This window comes from Saccharopolyspora rhizosphaerae, assembly GCF_003931915.1.
GTDB lineage: Bacteria > Actinomycetota > Actinomycetes > Mycobacteriales > Pseudonocardiaceae > Saccharopolyspora > Saccharopolyspora rhizosphaerae.
Genome location: NZ_RSAA01000016.1, coordinates 119,909 through 140,916, shown reverse-complemented (window position 1 = coordinate 140,916; position 21,008 = coordinate 119,909). Strand labels below are relative to the sequence as shown.

The 21,008-nt window shown below is 69.5% G+C and carries 14 protein-coding genes; 5 read left to right on the top strand and 9 right to left on the bottom strand.

Annotation, left to right across the window (positions count from 1 at the left end):
• Positions 1 to 11: 11 nt before the first annotated feature.
• On the bottom strand, positions 12 to 1,250 hold the full coding sequence (locus EIL87_RS18040; RefSeq protein WP_125091721.1) for a glycosyltransferase 87 family protein: 1,239 nt from the start codon (positions 1,248 to 1,250) through the stop codon (positions 12 to 14).
• Positions 1,251 to 1,561: 311 nt separating this feature from the next.
• Between EIL87_RS18040 and glf the strand changes: the two genes are divergently transcribed.
• From glf to EIL87_RS18015, 5 genes are all read left to right on the top strand, one after another.
• The gene (gene glf / locus EIL87_RS18035; protein WP_125091720.1) at positions 1,562 to 2,752 is read left to right on the top strand and encodes a UDP-galactopyranose mutase; all 1,191 of its coding nucleotides are present in this window, start codon (positions 1,562 to 1,564) and stop codon (positions 2,750 to 2,752) included.
• A 1-nt stretch (position 2,753) separates the two neighbouring features.
• Complete coding sequence (locus tag EIL87_RS18030; protein WP_125091719.1) at positions 2,754 to 4,709, top strand: glycosyltransferase; 1,956 nt, start codon at positions 2,754 to 2,756, stop codon at positions 4,707 to 4,709.
• 22 nt (positions 4,710 to 4,731) lie between these two features.
• Positions 4,732 to 5,304, top strand: a complete 573-nt coding sequence (locus EIL87_RS18025) for a phosphatase PAP2 family protein (RefSeq protein WP_199740483.1) — start codon at positions 4,732 to 4,734, stop codon at positions 5,302 to 5,304.
• Positions 5,297 to 6,394: a decaprenyl-phosphate phosphoribosyltransferase gene (locus tag EIL87_RS18020; protein ID WP_125091718.1), complete on the top strand. Its 1,098-nt coding sequence runs from the start codon at positions 5,297 to 5,299 to the stop codon at positions 6,392 to 6,394. Before EIL87_RS18025 ends, EIL87_RS18020 begins: the two co-directional genes overlap by 8 nt.
• Positions 6,395 to 6,535: 141 nt before the next feature.
• Positions 6,536 to 8,110 carry an alkaline phosphatase D family protein gene (locus EIL87_RS18015; protein WP_125091717.1) on the top strand — a complete coding sequence of 525 codons (1,575 nt, stop codon included), beginning with the start codon at positions 6,536 to 6,538 and terminating at the stop codon, positions 8,108 to 8,110.
• Positions 8,111 to 8,572: 462 nt separating this feature from the next.
• Here the strand turns inward: EIL87_RS18015 and EIL87_RS18010 are convergent, their stop codons facing one another.
• The 8 genes from EIL87_RS18010 to EIL87_RS17975 all read right to left on the bottom strand — a co-directional run bounded on the left by EIL87_RS18010 (position 8,573) and on the right by EIL87_RS17975 (position 21,001).
• Positions 8,573 to 9,835: an NAD(P)/FAD-dependent oxidoreductase gene (locus EIL87_RS18010; protein ID WP_125091716.1), complete on the bottom strand. Its 1,263-nt coding sequence runs from the start codon at positions 9,833 to 9,835 to the stop codon at positions 8,573 to 8,575.
• A complete protein-coding gene (locus EIL87_RS18005) occupies positions 9,832 to 10,230 on the bottom strand; it encodes a GtrA family protein (RefSeq protein WP_125091715.1) in 399 nt (132 codons plus the stop codon). The genes EIL87_RS18010 and EIL87_RS18005 overlap by 4 nt, the downstream gene beginning before the upstream one ends.
• Entirely contained in the window at positions 10,217 to 11,230 is a 1,014-nt protein-coding gene (locus tag EIL87_RS18000) for a glycosyltransferase family 2 protein (protein WP_125091714.1), read from the bottom strand. The genes EIL87_RS18005 and EIL87_RS18000 overlap by 14 nt, the downstream gene beginning before the upstream one ends.
• Positions 11,231 to 11,232: 2 nt before the next feature.
• The gene (locus EIL87_RS17995; RefSeq protein ID WP_125091713.1) at positions 11,233 to 14,217 is read right to left on the bottom strand and encodes an arabinosyltransferase domain-containing protein; all 2,985 of its coding nucleotides are present in this window, start codon (positions 14,215 to 14,217) and stop codon (positions 11,233 to 11,235) included.
• Between the two features lie 134 nt (positions 14,218 to 14,351).
• Positions 14,352 to 17,528, bottom strand: a complete 3,177-nt coding sequence (locus EIL87_RS17990; protein ID WP_125091712.1) for an arabinosyltransferase domain-containing protein — start codon at positions 17,526 to 17,528, stop codon at positions 14,352 to 14,354.
• A 111-nt stretch (positions 17,529 to 17,639) separates the two neighbouring features.
• Positions 17,640 to 18,464, bottom strand: a complete 825-nt coding sequence (locus EIL87_RS17985; protein ID WP_125091711.1) for a class I SAM-dependent methyltransferase — start codon at positions 18,462 to 18,464, stop codon at positions 17,640 to 17,642.
• A 426-nt stretch (positions 18,465 to 18,890) separates the two neighbouring features.
• Positions 18,891 to 19,652, bottom strand: a complete 762-nt coding sequence (locus EIL87_RS17980; protein ID WP_125091710.1) for a decaprenylphospho-beta-D-erythro-pentofuranosid-2-ulose 2-reductase — start codon at positions 19,650 to 19,652, stop codon at positions 18,891 to 18,893.
• Entirely contained in the window at positions 19,649 to 21,001 is a 1,353-nt protein-coding gene (locus EIL87_RS17975; protein ID WP_125091765.1) for an FAD-binding oxidoreductase, read from the bottom strand. Before EIL87_RS17975 ends, EIL87_RS17980 begins: the two co-directional genes overlap by 4 nt.
• Positions 21,002 to 21,008: the final 7 nt, after the last annotated feature.

The window sequence follows — 21,008 nt, the reverse complement described above, 5'->3', positions numbered from 1 at the left end:
ACGGAGTGGAATCAGCGTCCCGGGATCAGGGAGCCAGTGGTCAATTCCGCGGAATTGATCGGACGCCGGGCGAATCGCCCCCAAGCGATCGCCGCGCACGCCAGGAAACCGATCCCGATCAACGTGTAGGCGTTGCCCACGATCTGTTGGGAAATGGTCCAGTCGAGTTCTCGATCTCCGGTGTTGGGCAAGTACCACTGCGGCCCGGCGAGCACGGTGATTGCCGAGATCACCACCGCGATCGTCATCCCGTGCCACCGGTTGCGCAGCGACATCAGGAACACCAGCGCCAGCGCGGGAGCCGCCCACACCCAGTGGTGCGACCAGGAGATCGGGGAGACCAGCAGGATCCACACCGCGTTGAGCACCAGCGCCAGCGGCACGTCGCGGACGCTGAGCGCGTAGCGGATGCCCAGCACGGTCAGCACCAGCAGCACCAGCGCTCCGGCGACCCACAGCGAGTCCAGCGCCACCCCGGTCAGCTCCTGCTTGGCCAGCAGGCTGCGCAGCGTCAGGTTCCCCGCGTACACGGTCCCGAAGGAGTCGCCGGTGGACAGCATCTTGTCCAGCCACCAGTCCGCGGAGTCGCGCGGCGCGGCCAGGAACCCGACGAACACCGTGGTGGAGAAGGTGAGGCCGGTGATCGACATCGCCCGGTAGTCCCTGCGCAGCAAGAAGAACAGCAGGAAGCCCAGCGGGGTCAGCTTGATCGCGGCGGCGATGCCGACCAGCAGCCCGCGCGGCCACCGGGTCCGCGGCAGCAGGCAGTCGGCCGCGACCAAGGCCATCAGCACGAGGTTGATCTGGCCGTAGTTGATGGTCTCGCGCGCGGGTTCGACGAGCGTCAGCCACGGCATCAGCAGCGCGGTGGCCACCGCGACCTGGCCGGAGCGGGCCGCGAGGTAGCGCGAGGAGCGCGCCAGCGAGTAAGCGGTCACCAGGATCGCCAGGTGCGAGCAGAGCGCGACCACGACGACGGCGGCCGTCTCGGACATCCAGGTCAGCGGGATGAACAGCAGCGCGGCGAACGGCGGGTAGATGAACGGCAGCGTCGCGGAATCCGGCGATTCCGGGGTGAGGTCGTCCCCGTACACCTGGTAACCGTTGAGCCACGCACGCGCACCAAGCCGGTAAATCTCGGTGTCCATGTAGCCGCGGGTGTCGATCCAGTGCACGAACCAGACCGCCAGCAACTCGATCACGATCGCCGCCACCAGCAAGTGACGCCCGTCACGGGCGCGCGTCGACACCACAGCTCACCACCCAGCGTTGTGCGCCCATCCCGATCCTTGGACCAGGCGAAACGGTTTCACCGGCGCGTCCGTCGGGCGCGATCGTAGCGGCTCCACAACTCACCGGGAGGGTCGCCCAACGGGTAATAACAGCCACCATTAGTCGCCGCCGGTGTCACCACGCTCACCACTGGCGGGTGATGAAATCCCTGGACAACGCGGAACGGGCGGTGTTCGGCAGTGATATCGACACGCTTCGTGGTCACGTGCAGCCAATAACGTCAACGCGGTTTCGGGGCGGCGTCGCGCTACAGCTACCCTCGACGACTGTGAGCTTCGCAGGCTATGACCTGATCGTTGTTGGTTCCGGATTCTTCGGCCTCACGATCGCAGAGCGCGCCGCCACCCAGCTGGACAAGCGGGTGCTGGTGCTGGACCGACGTGACCACATCGGGGGCAACGCCTACTCGGAGGCGGAGCCCGAAACCGGTATCGAGGTGCACCGCTACGGTGCGCACCTTTTCCACACGTCGAACAAACGCGTGTGGGATTACGTAAACCAGTTCACCGAATTCACCAACTACCAGCACCGGGTGTTCACCAAGCACCAGGGGCAGATTTACTCGTTCCCGATGAACTTGGGGCTGCTGTCCCAGTTCTTCGGTCGCGCCTTCACCCCGGACGAGGCGAAGGCGCTGGTCGCCGAGCAGGCGTCCGAGATCAACACCGAGGACGCCCAGAACCTCGAGGAGAAGGCGATCTCGCTCATCGGCCGCCCGCTGTACGAGGCCTTCGTGCGCGGTTACACGGCCAAGCAGTGGCAGACCGATCCCAAGGAGCTGCCCGCGGCGATCATCAACCGCTTGCCGGTCCGGTACAACCTGAACAACCGGTACTTCAACGACACCTACGAGGGTCTGCCGGTCGAGGGGTACACCGCGTGGCTGAAGCGGATGGCCGACCACCCGAACATCGAGGTGCAGCTGTCCACGGACTTCTTCGAGGTCCGCGGTGAGGTGCCCGCCGGCGTCCCGGTCGTCTACACCGGTCCGCTGGACCAGTACTTCGACTACTCCGAGGGCGAGCTGGGCTGGCGCACGCTGGACTTCGAGACCGAGGTCGTCAGCACCGGGGACTTCCAGGGCACGTCGGTGATGAACTACGCCGACGAGGAGATCCCCTACACCCGGATCCACGAGTTCCGGCACTTCCACCCCGAGCGGGACTACTACCCCTCGGACAAGACGGTGGTCGTGCGGGAGTACTCGCGGTCCGCGGAGAGCGGGGACGAGCCGTACTACCCGATCAACACCACGGAGGACCGGCGCAAGCTGGAGGCCTACCGCGACCTGGCCAAGAAGGAGGCCAAGGAGCGCAAGGTCATCTTCGGCGGTCGTCTCGGCACCTACAAGTACCTGGACATGCACATGGCCATCGGGTCGGCCCTGAGCATGTTCGACAACAAGATCGCTCCATACTTCACCGAGGGCCGTTCGCTGGACGGCTCGCTGGAGGACTGACGTGACCGACCGGACCCCCCGAGAGCCCAACGCCGCTGGTGAGAGCAAGTTCAGCGACGTCACTTCGGTGCGCGCCGGGACCTCGGACGTGGCGCCCGAACAGGTGTTGCAGCGGATCGTGTTCCCGCGTGGCGAGGATCCGCTGGACGTGCGTCCGCTCTACATCGACGAGCCGGAGGCGCTGGCCAGCACCGCCACCGTGGTGTCCCGCCGCCACCTGCGCCTCCCCGCGCACAGCAAGATCTCGCTCGCGTCCTACTTCAACGCCTTCCCGGCCAGTTACTGGAAGCGTTGGACCAAGATCGAAGAGGTCGTGCTGCGGCTGCAGGTGAAGGGGTCCGGTCGGCTCGACGTCTACCGCTCGAAGGCCAACGGTGACAGCGTTCACCTCCAGGGCTCCCCGGTCTCCAGCGACGACTGGACCGCTTTGGAGTTCAAGGTCTCGCTGCAGCCCTTCGAGGACGGCGGCTGGATCTGGTTCGACCTGTTCACCAACGACGTCGAGCTGGAGGTCAGCGAAGGCGCCTGGACCACCGACCAGCCGATGCCCCAGCAGCAGGTCGTGGTCGGCACTACCACCATCCGGCCCTCGGAGTGCATCGAGGCGCTCAAGACCTTGGGCGAGGACCCGCAGGTCATGGCGGTGGTGGAGCGGGTCATCGTGGCCGACCAGGGCCCGCAGAAGGTCCACGAGGTCGAGGGCTTCGACGAGGCCGCCAAGGCCATCGGCGACAAGCTGCACGTCATCGAGCAGGACAACCTCGGCGGGTCCGGCGGCTTCGGCCGGGTCATGTACGAGGGCATCCACAACTCCGACGCCGCCCAGGTGATGGTCATCGACGACGACATCGCCCTGGAACCGGACGGCGTACTGCGGGCCAACGCCTTCGCCCGCGCCGCCACCCAGCCGGTCATCGTCGGTGGGCAGATGCTCAACCTGCAGGCGCGCTCCCGGCTGCACACCATGGGCGAGGTCGTCGACCTCGGCCAGGGGATCTGGCGCGCGGCCCCGGGAGCGGTCACCGACCACGACTTCGCCAAGAAGCCGTTGCGCAAGACCAAGAAGCTGCACCCGCGTATCCACTCCACCTACAACGGGTGGTGGATGTGCCTGTTCCCGCGCGAGATCATCGAGCGCACCGGGCTGCCGCTGCCGCTGTTCATCAAGCACGACGACTCGGAGTACTCGCTGCGCGCCGGGGCCCAGGGCTACCCGACCGTGACGCTCCCGGGTGCGGCGATCTGGCACATGCCGTGGACAGACAAGAACGACGCCACGGACTGGACCGCCTACTTCCACACTCGCAACCGGCTCATCCTGGCCGCGCTGCACAGCCCGGACGAGGTCAAGAACAACATCGTCAAGCAGGGACTCAAGCTCACGCTGCGGCACCTGTTGTCGATGGAGTACTCCACGGTCGCCGTGCAGCAGAAGGCGATCGAGGACTTCCTCAAGGGCCCGTCGGGCCTGTTCGACAGCCTGCGCACGGCGTTGCCCGCCGTCCGCGAGCTGCGCAAGGACTACGACGACGCCAAGACGCTGCCCTCGGCGCGGGAGTTCCCGCCGCCGAGCGCGGACCCGATCATGGCCGAAGGGCTGCTCAACCCGCCGGTGAACCCGGCGGTGATCGCGGCCCGCGCCTCCAAGGCGCTGCTGCACAACCTCAAGGAACCCGCGAACGACGCGTCGGACCGGCCGCAGCTCAACGTGCCGGCAGCCGCGGCCCGCTGGTTCCTACTGGGCAACCTGGACAGCGCCACGGTGTCCAACGCCGACGGCAGCGGGGTGGCGTTCCGGCGCCGCGACCCGGAGACCTTCCGCCGGCTGGGCCTGCAGGCGCTGGCCAACTACAAGCGGCTCGGCCAGGAGTGGGGTCGGCTGCGCGAGGAGTACCGGGCGGCGCTGCCGGAGCTGACCAGCGCGGAGTCCTGGAAGCAAGTCTTTGATTCGAAATGACGCCGACTTTCCCGGAGACGAAGTGGCAGAGCTGACTACGCTGATCGCCCCCGAGGACGTGACCGACCTCAAGAAGGACGAGGAGGTCACGGCCGAGACCATCGCTCTGCGCAAGGTGCAGGGCGCGCTGGCCAAGCCCGCGGTCGTCAAGACGGCGAACGCGATGTCGTTGTTCGGCGAACACGCCGCGGGTTGGCTGGCCATCGGCGCGGTCGGCGCGCTGGCCGACCGCAAGCGTCGCGGCCAGTGGGTGACCGCGGCAGCCGGGGTCGCCGTCGCGCACGCGGCGTCGGTCGCGGTCAAGCGGGTGGTCCGCCGCCCGCGCCCGAAAGACCCCGAGATCGAGGTGCTGGTCGGTACGCCGAGCCAGCTGAGCTTCCCGTCCTCGCACGCGACGTCCACGACGGCCGCCGCGGTGCTCTACGGCGGGTTGACCGGCAAGAAGCTGACCCCGGCACTGGTGCCGCCCATGATGGTCAGCCGTCTTGTCCTGGGGGTTCATTACCCGAGCGATGTGGTCGCCGGTTCGGTGCTCGGCGGTGCCGTGGCACTGGTCACCCGGCGGTTCATGAGACGGCGGAGGAACCGTGGCTGACAACAAGCAAGCTTCGGCCGAGGTAGCCGAGGCCACCGAAGCCTCCGAGGGAGCCGGGTCGGCTGCCTCGAAGCAGGCCGAGGTGGAGGCCGACTCGGAAGGCACCATCGGTGCCGAGTTCGGCGACGAGGTGCTGGAGGCCGAGCCGGCCGAGGCCGGCGACGAGAAGGACAAGTCCTCGGACGCCTACCACGCGAAGGTGACCGCCAAGGCGGGGACCACGGCCGGTCTGGTGACCGGTCTGGTCAAGGAACTGCGCCCGAAGCAGTGGGTCAAGAACGTCCTGGTCCTGGCCGTGCCGTTCGCGGCAGGCGAAATCCTGGACCCGGCTGTCCTGCTCGACGCGGTGATCGCGTTCGTGGTGTTCTCGATGGCCGCTTCGGGCATCTACTTCGTCAACGACGCGATCGATGTCGAGGCGGACCGGCAGCACCCGACCAAGCGCAACCGGCCGATCGCCGCCGGGCTGATCCCGGTGCCGATCGCCTACGCGGTGTGCGCGCTGCTGCTGGGTGGCTCGCTGGTGATCTCGGGCCTGACGAGCATGCAGCTGCTCGCGGTCATGGCGCTGTACATCGCGGTGCAACTGGGCTACTGCTTCGGCCTCAAGCACCAGCCGGTCATCGACCTGTGCATCGTGGCCTCCGGGTTCCTGCTGCGCGCCATCGCCGGTGGTGCCGCGGCGAACCTGGTGATCACCCAGTGGTTCTACCTGATCGTGGCGTTCGGCTCGCTGTTCATGGTGGCGGGCAAGCGCTACGCCGAGGTGAAGCTGGCCGCCGAGACCGGCGCGAAGATCCGCAAGTCGCTGAAGGCGTACTCGCCCTCGTACCTGCGGTTCGTGTGGGCGATCGCGGCCGCGATCACGATCATGACCTACGCGCTGTGGGCCTACGACATCCGCGAGTTCGAGATGTCGCGCTGGGGCCTGATCTCCATCGTGCCGATGGTGATCGCGATCCTGCGGTACGCGGTGGACATCGACAAGGGTGTCGCCGGTGAGCCGGAGGAAGTGGTCCTCAAGGACAAGGTCCTCATGGTGCTCGGCCTGGTCCTGGCAGGCTGCCTGTTCCTGGCGTTCTACCTCTGAGTGACGCTCCGTCGAAGCCCCCGGTCTCCAGTGGCCGGGGGCTTCGTCGTTGTGCACGGTTCGTTCATCGACGATCACCGGTGCGTTCACCTGGCCCGGTGAGAGTGGTGTCGTTGCCGAACCGATGGAGGACCGAACCCCATGGACAAGTCCGTTGCGAAGCTCTCCCGCCGCCACGTGCTGCTGGGCGGTGCCGCCGGTGCCGCGGCGCTGACCGTCGCGCCGTCCGTGCTGTCGCTGCCGGGTGCCGGTGCCGGTGCCGCCCGGCGCGGTGAGGTGTTCACCCTGGGCGTGGCCTCGGGTGATCCGTTGCCGGACGGTTTCGTGCTGTGGACGCGGCTGGCCCCGGATCCGCTGGCCGAGGACGGCATGGGCGGCATGCCGGGCAAGACCGTCACGGTGCAGTGGGAAGTGGCCGAGGACGAGAACTTCACCCGGGTGGTGCGCCGGGGCGAAGCACCCGCCGCGCCCGAGATGGGCCACAGCGTGCACGTCGAGCTGGAGGGGCTGCGCCCGGGCCGGGACTACTTCTACCGGTTCCGCGCCGAGGGCTCGGTCTCGCCGGCCGGGCGCACGCGGACGGCCCCGCTGCCCGGCACCACGGGCGAGCTGTCGATGGCGTTCGCCTCCTGCGCCCAGTACGAGCACGGGTACTTCACCGCCTACCGGCACCTCGGCGACGAGCGGCCGGACCTGGTCCTGCACCTGGGCGACTACCAGTACGAGTACGCGGCCGGTGACTACGAGGCCCCGAGCGGCAACGTCCGCGACCACGCAGGTCCGGAGACCGAGACGCTGGCGAACTACCGGCAGCGGCATGCCCAGTACAAGACCGACGCCGACCTGCAGCACGCGCACGCCGCGGCGCCGTGGGTCGTGGTCTGGGACGACCACGAGGTCGACAACAACTGGGCCGATGAGGTCCACGAGAAGCCGGAGAAGCCGCAACCGAACTTCCTGGAACGCCGCAAGGCCGCGTTCCAGGCCTACTACGAGAACATGCCGCTGCGTCGCGCCCAGGTCCCGCAGGGCATCGACATGCGGCTGTTCCGGCGGCTCGAGTGGGGTTCGCTGGCGACGTTCCACGTGCTCGACACCCGCCAGTACCGCGACGACCAGGTCGGCGGCGACGAGTTCCCGACGCAGGACCCCGCGAACCGGGACCCGAAGCGCAGCCTGACCGGGGCCGAGCAGGAGCGCTGGCTGCTTCAGGGCCTGCGCTCGTCGCGCGCCCGCTGGGACCTGCTGGGCCAGCAGGTCATGTTCGCCGAGATCGACTACCTCGGTGGTGAGGACGAGGGTTACAACCCGGACGCGTGGGACGGCTACGTCGGTTCGCGGCGGCGGGTCCTCGAGGGCTTCGAGCAGGCGGGCACGCGCAACCCGGTCGTGCTGACCGGCGACGTGCACTCGCACTGGGCGAACGAGGTCCACGACGGGGAGCGCGTGGTGGCCACCGAGCTCACCACCACCTCGATCAGCAGCGGCGGCGACGGATCGGCCGAGCTCACCGAGGAGGAGAAGGGTTACCTGACCGAGAACCCCCACGTCCGGCTCTACCGCAACCAGCGCGGCTACGTCTCCACCACGATCACCGCGGACGAGATGACGGTGACCTACAAGGTCCTGCCCCACGTCTCCAAGCCCGGCGCCGAGGTCGAAGACCTCGCCACCTTCACCATCCAAGACGGCACCCCCGGCCTCACCCCATCCTGACCTCCCCAAGCACCCCGCGGGACCACCCTTCGCCCGAGCAACGACATGTCGCGCGAAATGTGCTTCGCCAGCCGAACGACATGTCGCGCGAGATGTCGTTCACCCCGCGCACGGCCCGCACGCCGAGGACGACGCTCCCAATCCCCAGGCTCCGCCGGCTGGCTTCCCGTTCGTGGGCTCTGCCGGCTGGCTTCCCGTTCGCGGGCTCCGCCGGCTGGCTTCCCGTTCGCGGGCTTGGCCGACCGGTTTCGTGTTCGCGTGGGTGTTCACATTTCGCGCGACGTTCGGACCAGGGGGCGCGGGTGACACGCGTGGGCCCGGAAGTTCAGGCGGGTCAGCACCGGGCAGCGGCGGGGGCCTTCGAAGTTCGCGCGAAGTCCGAAACAGCCTGCGGTAAGCCTGCGGTGCCCCGGGAGCCGCGAGCCCGGGAGTGGTGAAGGCCCCCGGGCCGGGTCGTGGGGGTCACCGGAGGCCGAGGGTTTCTGTCACTTCGTGGGCCATCGCGATGGCGTAGGACTGGCCGCGGTCCTGGGGGTAGATCTGCGACATCGTCGCCAGCGTGACGTGGGGCAGGTGCGTCGTGTGCGGCGGGATGAGGGAGCGGTAGGTCGGCGTCACGATGGGCTGGGCGAAGCCGGCCTTGGAGAAGTGCCAGTTGCGGATCCAGGACTCGTCGAAGTCCGGGTTGAGGCGCTTCAGCCACGGGACGTAGGCGCTCAGCAGCTCGGCCGGGTCGGTGGTGAAGCGCCAGTCGTCGCGAGGCACGTAGTTGCCGACGTAGACGACGTGGTTCCCGCCGTACTCCTGCCGGTCGACCATGTTCGTGTGCTCCACGACCGCCAGGAACGGGAACTCGGGGTCGTTGATGTTGAGCCAGTAGTACGGGATGACGCTGCGGTCGACCTCGAGGATGAAGCAGGTCGCGCCCAGGTACTGGTTGCGCCAGAGCACGTCGTCGGACTCGATGTCGGCGGCCTTGGCGAAGGCGGGCTGCGGGACCGTGACGATGAGGTGGTCGAACTCGTAGCTGCTGCCGTCCGACGTCCCCACCTGCACCACCGCGGAGGGCTGGGTGATGGAGGCGACCGGCTTGCTGAACTCGATCTTCCCGCCGCGCTCGGTCACCGCCTCGCTCAGCGCCCGGTAGACCTGGTCGAAACCGCCGTGCACGTAGCCGAGTTCGAACGTGCGGCAGTGGATCCTCGCCCACAGCCACGCCATCGAGATCTCCTCGGCGTGTTCGCCGAACTTGCCCTTCAGCAGCGGCTCCCAGATCGTCGAGGTCACCTTCGGCCCGGCCCAGCGGCGCATCCAGTCCAGCGCGCGCACCTCGTTGAACCGGCTGCCGTCGCGGATCACCTTCAAGGCCGCGGCCGAAGCACCGAAGCGCAACCGGTCGAGCATCGAGAACTCCGGGAACTTCAGCATCTCCACCGGGGTGCCGAAGTCGTGCAGCTCGCCGTCCAGGTACACGCCGGTGGTGGGCTTGTGGAAGCGGAGCTTGTCGCTGAGCCCGAGCTCGCCGATGAGCTCGATCATCGCCGTGTCGCTGGCGAAGCTGTGGTGGTAGAAGCGCTCCAGCGGGGTGCCGCCGACCTCGATCGAGGCCGCGAGCCCGCCGAGCTCGGCGGAGGCCTCCAGCACCGTGACGTCGTGCCCGGCGCGCACGGCGTCGAAGGCCGCGGTCAGCCCGGTCGCGCCGGCCCCGACGATCCCCAGTTTCATCCGAAACTCCACCTCTTGTTGATCGTGTACTGGAACAGCAGGACCAGCGGCAGGCTGGCGAGCTTGACCAGGTTCGCGTCGATGCCCAGCCAGGTCGAGAACACCGCCAGGAGCAGGAACGTCAGCCCGATCCCGGCGATGCCCACCGCGTAGAAGCGCAGGAACCGCACCACGATCCGGTCGGTCTTGCGGAAGTTGAACAGCGAGTTGAGCACGAAGTTGTTGGTGATCCCGGCCGTGGTGCTGATCGCGTTGGCGAGCTGGTGGTGCAGGCCGAACACGTTGAACAGCAGCAGGAACAGCAGGTAGTCGAGCAGCACTCCGCTGCCGCCGATCAACGCGTAGAGCAGCAGTTCCCGGCTGACCAGCCGGGAGCGCGGCTCAAGCTTCGTCATGCCGGATCACATCCCGGACGGTGTAGAGGGGGCGTTGCTGCACTTCGTGGTAGATGCGGCCGATGTAGCTGCCGATGACCCCCAGCGACAGCATCTGCAGCCCACCCAGGAACAGCATCACGACCATCAACATCGTCCACCCCGAGACGGTGATCTCGGGGAAGAACAACCGGAGCGTTATCGAGTAGATGATGCCCACCATCGCCAGCGCGAGGCTCACGAACCCCATGCGGGTGATCAACTTCAGCGGCGCGGTGGAGAAGCCGGTGACGCCGTCGGCGGCCAGTCGCAGCATCTTGCGCATCGGGTACTTCGTCTCGCCGGCGACCCGCTCGTCCCGGTCGAAGAGGAGTTCCTGCTGCTCGAAACCCATCGAGGCGACCATGCCGCGGATGAACCGGCTGCGTTCCCGGAACGTGCGCAGCTCCTCGGCCGCGCGCCGGTTGAGCAGCCGGAAGTCGCCGGTGTCGACGGGGATGTCGACGTCGGCGCAGCTGCGCAGCAGCCGGTAGTAGGCGTGCGCGGTGAACCGCTTGAACGGGGTGTCGCGTCGCGTCCGGCGGCGTGCCTGCACGATCTCGGCGCCCGCCAGCCAGGCGTCGATCATCTGCAGGCTGACCTTCGGCGGGTCCTGCAGGTCGGTGTCCATCACGATCACCGCGTCACCGGTGGCGTGGTCCAGTCCCGCGGTGATGGCGATCTGGTGGCCGAAGTTGCGCGCGAAGTCCACCACCCGCACCCGGGAGTCGTTCTTGGCGATGTCCTGCAGGATGCGCAGCGATCCGTCGGCGGACCCGTCGTTGACGTAGAGGAACTCGTAGGAGAACTCGGGCCGTTGGGCGACCGTGGAGGTCAGCTCGGAGTGGAAGTGCTTGATGCCCTCGGCTTCGTTGTAGACCGGCAGCACGTAGGAGATCAGCTGCTTGGCCTCGGCGTCTTCGGAGCGTGGTTGTTGCTGCGGTACCGGTAGTCCGACCTCGTGGCGAATCGCGTCGGCCATGGTCACTCCCCTCGCCAACCCCACCGTGTCGCTTCAACGCGCTGCACGTCGAAACGGTTGCCCGGGTAGGGGTATTGCACCTCGAACAGGTGTCCCCACTCGGAGTATTCGGGTGTCTTCTCGTAACCGTTGAGCCTCGTCGGGATCTCCTCTTGGACACCGACGTCGCGGACCCCCGCGAAGGCACCACCGATCCCGCGTTCGAAGGCGGCCGTGCCGCCGAACCCCATGGAGTTGGGTGGCGTGATCAGGTACGCGGGCGGTTCGACGAGACCGTCCTCGACCTTCGGCAGGTCCCGCATGCACGGCATGTTCCAGGTCATCGACCAGTCGACGTAGGTCGGCGCCCTGTCGCGCATGTACTCGGTCAGCGGGATGACCTCGCGCAACCGCGGGCCGCTGACCGCCACCCACCCGGCCGGGTCGGTGGTGGTGTCGGCCGCGGTGATGCGGACCCGCTCGGCACCAGGCGGGACCTGCGCGGGGGAGAGGTGGAAGTCGCGGAACCCGGGGTGGTCCTGCGGCCGGTCCTCGATGACGTGGTCGGTGGGGTAGTTCTCGCGCTCGTCGGAGTCCATCCAGGTGTCGTCCAGGACGACCTCGCGGGTGCCCTCCGGTCCGGAGAACTCCAGCGCGACCCGGTTGCCGTCGCCGCTGCGCCCGGCCACGGCGAACGCCAGCTCCTGGTCGGGGGCGAGCTCGGGAAGCGGGAACCAGCCGGTGGCGAGCGTGCCGGTGTTGATCTGGCCGCCCGTCAGGCTGCCCCAGACGGGCACGTCGGCGGGCGGGGTGGAGTCCGGCGCCCACCCGCTGCCTTCGGTGAAACCGGCCATCTGCGCGCCGTCACCACCTGGCAGTGCTCGGAGGTCGGGGGTGACGACGATCTGGTCGGCGATGCCGCAGCTGCCGCCGCGCGCGGCCGCGATGCCCTGCGCGCCGATCGAGTAGGCGTCGTCGCCCTGCCGGATCGGCGCTACCACGAAGGAGCCGAGCACGATCGTCACCGCTACCCCCATCGCCGTGACGCAGACCAGCGCGGGCGTGCGGATGAGCGCGCGCCGCACCCGGTCGTCATGTCGCCGGACCAGCGCGGATCCGGCCATCAGCAGCCCGGCGATGAGAAGCCAGCACAGCGGGTTGTGCAGTGGCCGCACCGGGCCCTCGCCCCAGGGCACCCCGTACTGGGAGTGCAGGAACCAGTTGTTCTTGCCGGAGAAGACGAGTGCTGCTGCGCCCCCGGCGAGCGCGGTGGCCACCACTCCGGCCACCAGGACCACGCGGTCCCGGCTCGCGGTGGCCGCGGCGATGCCGATCACCACCGCACCCGCGGTCAGCGTAGCGGCTCCGACGCCGGCGAGCGCGCCGAAGTAGTGGCTCCACTTCGACGGCGTCAAGGTCATCAGAGCCATGCTGAGCAGCAACGACGCCGCCGGTACGTGCGCCATCCGCAGGCCCGCCTCGCGGCGGGTGCGCAGCAGGACGACGAGGCTGAAGGCGGCGACGACGAGCGTGAGCAGCACGGCGGCGCGCCGGGCCACATCGCCCTGCAAGTCGAAGCCCAGCAGGTACTGCCAGCGCATGACCTCCAGGAACCAGGAGACGTTGGGCCCGTAGTAGCCGTGCAGGTCGGTGGCCTTGGCGGCGCCGAACAAGGACTGGTCGGCGAACATCGCGACCACGCCGACCGAGGCGATCCCGGCCAGCACCGCGACCACCCCCACCCCTGCCAGCCGCCACAGGCGCGGGGCGAGGACCAGCAGCGGAGCGATCGTGGTGATGCCCATCGGGTTGACCGCGATCGACAGGCCCGCGGCCAGCGCGGCCACGCCCAGCCACACCCGGCGCTCGGTGCGCGCCGCCTGCAGCGCCGCCGCGAGCACGGCGGTCAGGCCCAGGGCCTCGAACGCCTCCGGCCGCACACCCATGCCGAAGGGCAGCCACCAGCCCAGGAACGCCAGCGCGGCCAGCACGCGCACCGGCGGTCGCAGGTGCTGGCCGGGAACGGCGGCGCCGAGCACGCCCCGGCTGAGGACCAGCCAGGTCAGCACGGCGGCGATGATGCTGGGGATGCGCATGGCCAGCGGGTTCTGGTTCCACTCGGCCACCGGCACCAGCAGCTGCTGGACCAGCGTGAACGGGGCTTCGGAGGCGTTCTCCCAGCGGTAGTAGTTGCCGATGTCGCCGGTGCGCAGCGCGTTCTGCACGGTCACCGAGGCGAACGAGTCGTCCGGGCTGTTCGGGCCCAGCAGCCACCACCCGGCCAGCACGGCAACCAGCAGCAGGTCGACCCCGTAGCCGAGGAACCGGTGCAGCGGCCGCCGCACCGGCCGCTCGACGTCCCTGCGCCGCTTGCGGTCCAGCGCGGCCAGGACCGCGAAACCCGCTGCCACCAGCACCAGCTGCAGCGTGATGAGCAGGAGCTTCCCCTGCGTGGGGGACGTTTCGAACCAGTTGGCGGTGACCACCTCGACCTGGGTGCCCGCGGCTTCGGCGGGGGCGAGGTCGGTGGTGAACGCGACGATGTCGCGCATCCCCTCCTGCACGGAGCCGGTCCGGTCGCCGATGCGGGCGGTCGCGCCGGACGGGCCGCCGTCGATGGCCACGTCGCAGGCCTGGTCGATCGGCGCGCGCAGCGCCTCCCGGCCCGCGACGAGCGCGATCACGTGGTCCTGGGCGGTGGTGACCGCGAAGCCCTCGGTGGGTTGGCCCGGCGGTCGGGAGGACACCAGCGTCGTCGACTCACCCCGCTCCTGGCCTGCGCGGACCACCTCGCAGGGGACCCGGACGTGCACCTGGTCCGGGTGGTAGGGCACCACGAACGCGACGGTGCTCTCCGGCGGCTGACCGGCCATCGGCCAGGTGACCGTGACCCGCTCACCGACCACCGGCGCGAACGGCACGGCCAGCGCGGCGAGCACCGCGAGGACGCCGACGAGCAAGCCGAGGGCGTGGACGACGCGACGGCGAGGGGCGCGTGCGGCGGGCATCGGCCGATGGGGCTCCGCGGTCAGCTCGATCCCGTCCAGCAACGTTCCCCCAGTCAGCGACGTCTAGCGGATCGCCAGGAAATCGGTCTCCGGAGCGCCAGTTTCAGGCATCCCGTCGTGCCTCGCACACACGATCACTCCTGCTCGAAGGGGTACGAGCCGTCGCCTCCGGTGCCGCTGACGCGTTCGCGCTGGCGAGTCGTGGTGTAGGCGTCACGTTCGCGGTCGTAGCGGACCACGAGCAGGTGGCCCCAGGTGTAACCCGGAGCGCCGCGCATCCGGGTGGGCAGCTCCATCCGCTGGGAGAGCATCGGCATCCCGGCGAACACGCCGCCGAGGTTCGGGTCGGTGGCCATCGAGCCTTCGCCACCCGGGGGCGTGACGAGCATCCGGGGGCTCGCCGCGACACCGTGGCCGACCTGTGGGTAGTCGTTGCGGCAGGGGAACACGAAGGTCATCGGCCAGTCGATCAGCACCGGCCCCTGCGCGTCGAGGGCCTGGCGCAGCCCGACCACGTCGCGCACGACCGGCCCGCTGACGGACAGCCAGCCCTGCCGGTCGGTGCTGCGGTCCTCGGCCAGCACGCGGACCCGGTCGGCCCCTGCCGGGACGTCCCGGGGTTCGAGCGTGAGGTTCCGCCAGCTGGTGAAGTCGCGCCAGTCCTCGTCCCGGCCGTGCCGCGGGTCGTCGTAGGGCAGGTCCGCGGGCGGTGCGTCGCGGAGTTCCGCGCGCCCGAGCACGCGCCTGCCCGCGGCGAACTCCACGACCAGCTCGTTGCCCTGCTCGGGGCGGCCGGCCACCCACCACGACAGCAGCTGCCGGGCGTCCACCCGGGGCAGCACGAACCACGGGGTGATCAGCGTGCCGGTGTTCTGCGGACCACCGTCCTGGCTGGTCCAGGCGTGGTCACTGGCCGAACGGGCGACCGGTTCGTCGGCGCGGGGGTCGTCCGGGTCCTCGGTTTCGGGCAGCTGCAGCGGCTCGCCGGGGTTCTCGAGGCGCAGGTCGGGTTCCTGCGGTGGAGCTCCGCCGGCGGTGAAGCCCTCCAGCTCTCCGGTGTCGTCGGGATCGATCGGCTGGAGGGTCTCGGCGATCGGCATCGCCTGCACCTCGTCCTCCAGGCCGCAGGTGGAGGCCTCGTGGCTGAGCCGGTTCATCCGCGCCACGGAGAAGCGGTCGCCCATCGTCTCCGGCGCCGCCAGGAACGAGCCCAGCAGCACCAGCGCCATCGCCAGCGCGGACCCGGTGAGCACCGACGTCGGCGCGATCGTCCACATCAGACCGCCGAGCGGTCGGGAACGCAGCCGCGTGCGGACGAGCAGGCCGACGAGCACCACCAGGCCCGCCACCAGGCCGACGAGCAGCCAGAAACCCGGGCTGTCCAGCGGCAGGTCCGGCCGGACGGGGGTGTCCGACCACGGCATCGCCAGGTCCGACTGCCACGGCCAGGCGTTCGGTCCCATGAACGCCAACCCGGCCGCCACCGAGGCCGCCACAGTGCCGAACACGCCCAGCAGCCGGGCTTCTCGCTCCGCACCGGCGAGCTCGCCGACCCGGAGCAGCAGCACCGCGGTCACCGCCACCAGCGCCGGTCCGAGGCCGATCAGCGCACCGAAGTGGTGCGTCCACTTCGACGGGGTCAGCCACAGCGCCGCCAGCACCGCGACCACCGACCCCAGCAGCACCGGCAGGTCGGGGAGGTTGATCGCCCGGTGCAGCCGCCGGATCGCGCAGGCTGCGCTGATCAGCACCGCGGTGACCACCAGGAACACCACCAGGCGCTTGCCGGCGGAACCCCACGCGCCGGTGCTGAGCAGCTTCTCGTAGCGGTCGATCTCCTGGTACCAGCCCAAGCTCGGCCCGAACTCGTCGTGCACCCGGGTCGCGCCGCGCACCCCGTTCCAGGACGAGTCGGCGAACATCGCCACCAGCCCCACCGAGCCCAGGCTGGCCAGCAGTGCGACGCGGGTCGGCACGAGCGCCCAGCGCGGCAGCGGACCGGCCCGCCCCAGCAGCGAGCAGATGCGCGGCGCGAACACCAGGACCACCAGCACCGCGCTCACCCCGGTCGGGGTGATCGACACCGTCAGCGCGCAGGTCAGCGCCGCCACGCCCAGCCAGCCGAACGGGGAGCTGCTGCGGGAGGCCCGCAGCAGCGCGGCGACCAGGACCGACGTGCCCAGCGCCAGGAACGGCTCGGGGCGGATCCCGAGGCCGTAGGGCAGCCAGCAGGCCAGGAAGAACACGGCCGTCAGCAGGTGCAGGGGCAACCGCCTGCTGTCGCGGCAGATCGGCGCGACGACGCCGCGGCTGACCACCAGCCAGGTCAGCAGACCGGCGGCGGCGCTGGGCATCCGCAGCCAGAGCGGCTCCAGACCGTCGGCAGACCACCAGCGCATGAAGTGCTGCACCAGCGTGAACGGCGCCTCGGAGGCGTTGAACCAGCGGTAGTAGTTGCCGATGTCGCCGGTTTCGGCGTAGTTGCGGACGGTCATCATCGCGAAGCCGTCGTCGTCGGTGAGCGGTCCGACGAACAGCCACGTCCAGATCACCGCCGCCACACCGGCGTCGACCGGCCACAGCAGCGGGCGGAGGCGGAGACCGCGCAGCACCGGCGGGGTGTGGGCGAACAGCAGCAACAACGAGCAGACCGCGAGCACCAGCGCCGCTTCGACCAACCCGCGCTTGGTCTCGGTCGGTGCGGTGTCGCTCCACGAGTAGGGGCGCGCGGTGACCGAGAACCCGCGCAGCTGCTCAGGTTCCAGCGCCGTGGCGAAGGTGAACACCTCCGGCGCGGGCACACCCGGCAGCACGATCGGAGCGCGTCCGGAGGGTTCGACCACCGAGCTCCGGTCGTCGCCGCGCACCACCAGGCCGCAGGACCCCTCGGGCAGCGGCACTTCCCGCTCACCCAGCAGCAACCGAGGTTCTCCGTCCTGGGTGGACAGCACCAGCCCTTCGCGGTCGCTGCCCGGCGGTGAGGTGCTCAGCACCGTGGTCGGTTCCGAGCGCTGCAGCGCGGCGCGCATCGTGGCGCACGGCACGGTCGCGCGGAACTCGGCGGGCCGGTAGGGCGTGAGGAAGGCCGTCGTGGTGGGGTTCTCGTCCGTCGCCGCCGGCCAGGTCACCTCGGTGCGGTCGGTCAGCACCGGGGCCAGTGGGAGCGCGAGCGCGCAGCACAGGCCCGCCACGCCCAGGCACAGCGCGAGGACGTGCGCCAGCCACCTGCCCAGGCGCGATCGCCGGGGTCCTTCCTCGAGGTGCGGTTCAGCGGGCGCTTCGACCGGTGCGGTGCTCGTCAGGTGCTTCACCCTGTGCTCTCCCGGGGACCGGTGGGGGAACTGCGTTGAGCTTCTTGCAGTTTCACGACCGGCGCCGCCCGGGAGGTTGCCCGGCACGCCGGATGAGGACGAGAAGAGACGTCAGTGGGACCTGCGCGCGATCGCCATGAGATGCGGGCTCGCGCCCAGCAGTTCCGGAGCCGATTCGACCCGGCGGATCGCCCGGAGCACCGCTTCCCGGTGCTCCGCGTCGCGCAACCTGCGGGTGTCGGTGGCCCAGGCCGCGGCGCTCTCGACCGCCACCAGCTCGATCGTGCGAAAACCGGCGTCGGCGACCTCGTCGCGCAGGTCGGAGGGCCGGTGGAAGTAGGTGGAGGTGAACCAGCGCGGGTGCTCGCGAGGGTTCGTGTTCCGGTGCAGGCCGTCCCGCAGCACGCCCTCCACGAGCCCCTCGAAGCGCGGGTCGGCGAGGTCGCCCTTCGCCACGCCGTCGAAGGTCGAGGCGTAGCGGGACACCGCCGCTGCCAGCAGCACACCACCGGGTTTGAGCACCCGGTGCGCTTCGCGCAAGGCGCGCAACCGGTCGGCGCGTTCCAGCAGGTGGTAGAGCGGGCCGAGCAGCAGGACCGCATCGGCCGTGCCGTCGTCGAAGGTCAGGTCCCGCGCGTCGCCGGCGGTGCAGCTCGCCAGCGGTGCGGCGGGCTGGGCGGCGGAGGCCTCGGCAGCGGCCGTCACGTGCGGTTCCCACGCGTCGACCAGGTGCACCTCGTAGCCGTCGCGGGCCAGCGGCAGGGCGTAGGCGCCTTCCGCACCACCGATGTCGAAGACGGTGCCCGGAGCCGGCGGCAGGTGTCGTCCCAGCAGCTCCGCGGTGCGCAGCGCTTCCAGGTACCCCCAGGTGCTGAGGCGATCCCGTTCCGGACCGAGCCGGTAGTACTCGGCGATGGCCGTCTCGAAGTCGTCCACGGAAGATCAGACTACTGGCGGTGTCCAGCCGCCCACACGCAGTTCCGGGTGGCCGGTCCCGCTGCGCCGAACGGGCGAAAACCGCGCCTGCACGGCCGGTTCCGCCGGGAGAGGAGAAACCCGCGGAACGCCCGGCACGTCTCACGGACGTTCCGTGGGTCCCCCGGAACCGAGGGCAGGCGGAGGACCCACGGACGCGGATGCCTGGGGAACCCCACTTCTCCGGGCATCCGCGCTTCCTGATGCGCCTCGCGCTTCCGGAAGCTCGGCGGGCGTCTCACGACTCCCGCACACTGACAGATCGCTGCGCAGGGGTGAAACGTTGCCTCTCGCGCGAAGAAATCTACCCGAGGACCGCGGAGGTGGTCCCCGAACGACGAACGGGGCCGGCGGGATCGACCCGCCGGCCCCGCTTCGACCACTCGATCAGAACGGCAGCTTCTTGAAGATGAAGCGGGGGACGTGCTTGAGCACGAACATGACCCAGCGCATCTGGTTCGGCGCGTAGACCTCTTCCTTGCCCTTGCGGACGCCGTCGATGATCGCCGCGGCGACCTGCTCCGGGGTCTGCGACATCGGCGGCGGCTTCATGCCCGCGGTCAGCTTCGTGTGCACGAAGTTCGGCCGGATCACGGTGACCTTCACACCGTGCTCCTCCAGCGCGTAGGTGAGACCGGTGTAGAAGATGTCCAGGCCGCCCTTGGACGAGCCGTAGACGAAGTTCGAACGGCGAGCGCGCTCACCGGCCGGGGAGGCCATCACCGCGATGCTGCCGTGGCCCTGCTTCTTGAGCTTGTTGGCCAGCAGCACGCCCAGGCCCACCGGGGCGACGTAGTTGATGTCGGCGATGGCGCGGGCGGCCTCGAAGTCCGTCCAGCCCTTCTCGTTGTCGCCCTGGATGCCGAAGGCGATCAGGGTGACGTCGATGTCGCCGTCGGCGAAGGCCTTGTCGATGACCTCGGAGTGCGTCTCCGGCTTGCGGGCGTCGAAGTGCAGGACCGACACCGTGCTGCCGGTCTGGCGCAGCTCCTCGGCTGCGGCGTTGAGCCGCTCCGACTCCTCGGGACGGTCGGCCAGCACGATGCGCAGCGGGCGGTTCTTGGCGTACTGCTTCGCGGTCGTCAGCGCGATGTCCGAGGTGCCACCCAGCACCAGCAGCGATTGGGGGTTGCCAACAGCGTCGATCACAGCTCAAGCCTCCGGCTCATGTCTGAGGCGAATTTGCCTTCGGGGTCAATGTTCTGGCGGATCTTCTTGAACTCGTCCACCCGCGGGTACATCCTGTGGAAGGTCTCGGCCGTGGTCCGGGAGTCCTTCGCGGTGTAGAGCCGGCCGCCGAGGTCGAGGACCTCCTCGTCCAGCTCCGTGCAGAAGCGTCCGAGGCCGTCCACGATCGGGAAGTCCAGGCACACCAGCCAGCCCGGGTGCGGGTAGGACAGCGGCGCCCGGTTGCCCTCGCCCATCTTCTTGATGACGTTGAGGAACGAGACGTGGCCGGAGTGGGCGATCTTGCGGATGATCCGCTTGAGGTCCTCGTCCTTGCCGTAGGGCAGCGAGAACTGGTACTGGGCGAAGCCCTGCGAACCGTAGGCCCGGCTCCACTCGCCGATCAGGTCCAGCGGGTGGTAGAAGGCGGTCAGGTTCTGGATCAGGTTGCGGCCGCGCTTCGGCGTCTTCCAGTAGTAGAGCTCACCGATGGTGCCGAAGGTCAGCTTGTTGGCGAGCCGCGGCGGGAAGACGTCCGGCAGCGTCAGCAGCTGCGGCGCGTCGAACTTCAGCGGGTCGGCGCGCAGCTTCGGCGGCAGCTGGTCGAGCGTGGCCAGCGAGCCGCGGCCGAAGGCGCCGCGTCCCAGCTTCGACCCTGTGGACATCGAGTCGAACCAAGCCGACGAGTAGGTGTACTTGTCGTCGGAGCCGTCGTTGAACAGCGCGATCGTCTCGTCGAGGTTCGCGGTCCGGTCGGCGTCGGCGATGAAGTACGCGGTCTCGGTCCGGGTCATCCGGATCGAGGCGCGCAGGATGATGCCGGTCAGGCCGATGCCGGCCACCGTCGCCCAGAACAGGTCGGCGTCGGGGCCGTTCGGCGTGATCGTGCGGATCTCGCCGTCGGCCGTCAGCAGGTCCATCGCCACCACGTGGTTGCCGAAGCTGCCGGCGCTGTGGTGGTTCTTGCCGTGGATGTCGTTGGCGATCGCGCCACCCACCGTGACCTGCCGGGTTCCCGGCAGGACCGGGACCCACAGGCCGTAGGGCAGCGCGGCCTTCATCAGCTCTTCCAGGCTCACGCCCGCGTCGACGTCGACGATGGCGGTGTCCGGGTTGATGTCGTGGACGCGGTTGAGCGCGGTCATGTCGATGACCACGCCACCGGCGTTCTGGGCGACGTCGCCGTAGCTGCGGCCCAGGCCGCGGGCGATGACGCCACGCTCGTCGGCGGTGCGCACCGCCTCGGCGATGGCGTCGACGTCGGTCGTGCTGAGCACGCGCGCCCGGGACGGCGCGGTCCGTGCCCAACCGGTCAGCGTGCGGTACTCCATTGCTGCG

Coding starts and splice junctions, on each gene's coding strand:
- EIL87_RS18015 (WP_125091717.1), top strand. CDS start 6,536: ATGGACAAGTCCGTTGCGAAGCTCTCCCGCCGCCACGTGCTGCTGGGC.
- EIL87_RS18010 (WP_125091716.1), bottom strand. CDS start 9,835: ATGAAACTGGGGATCGTCGGGGCCGGCGCGACCGGGCTGACCGCGGCC.
- EIL87_RS18005 (WP_125091715.1), bottom strand. CDS start 10,230: ATGACGAAGCTTGAGCCGCGCTCCCGGCTGGTCAGCCGGGAACTGCTG.
- EIL87_RS18000 (WP_125091714.1), bottom strand. CDS start 11,230: ATGGCCGACGCGATTCGCCACGAGGTCGGACTACCGGTACCGCAGCAA.
- EIL87_RS17995 (WP_125091713.1), bottom strand. CDS start 14,217: ATGCCCGCCGCACGCGCCCCTCGCCGTCGCGTCGTCCACGCCCTCGGC.
- EIL87_RS17975 (WP_125091765.1), bottom strand. CDS start 21,001: ATGGAGTACCGCACGCTGACCGGTTGGGCACGGACCGCGCCGTCCCGG.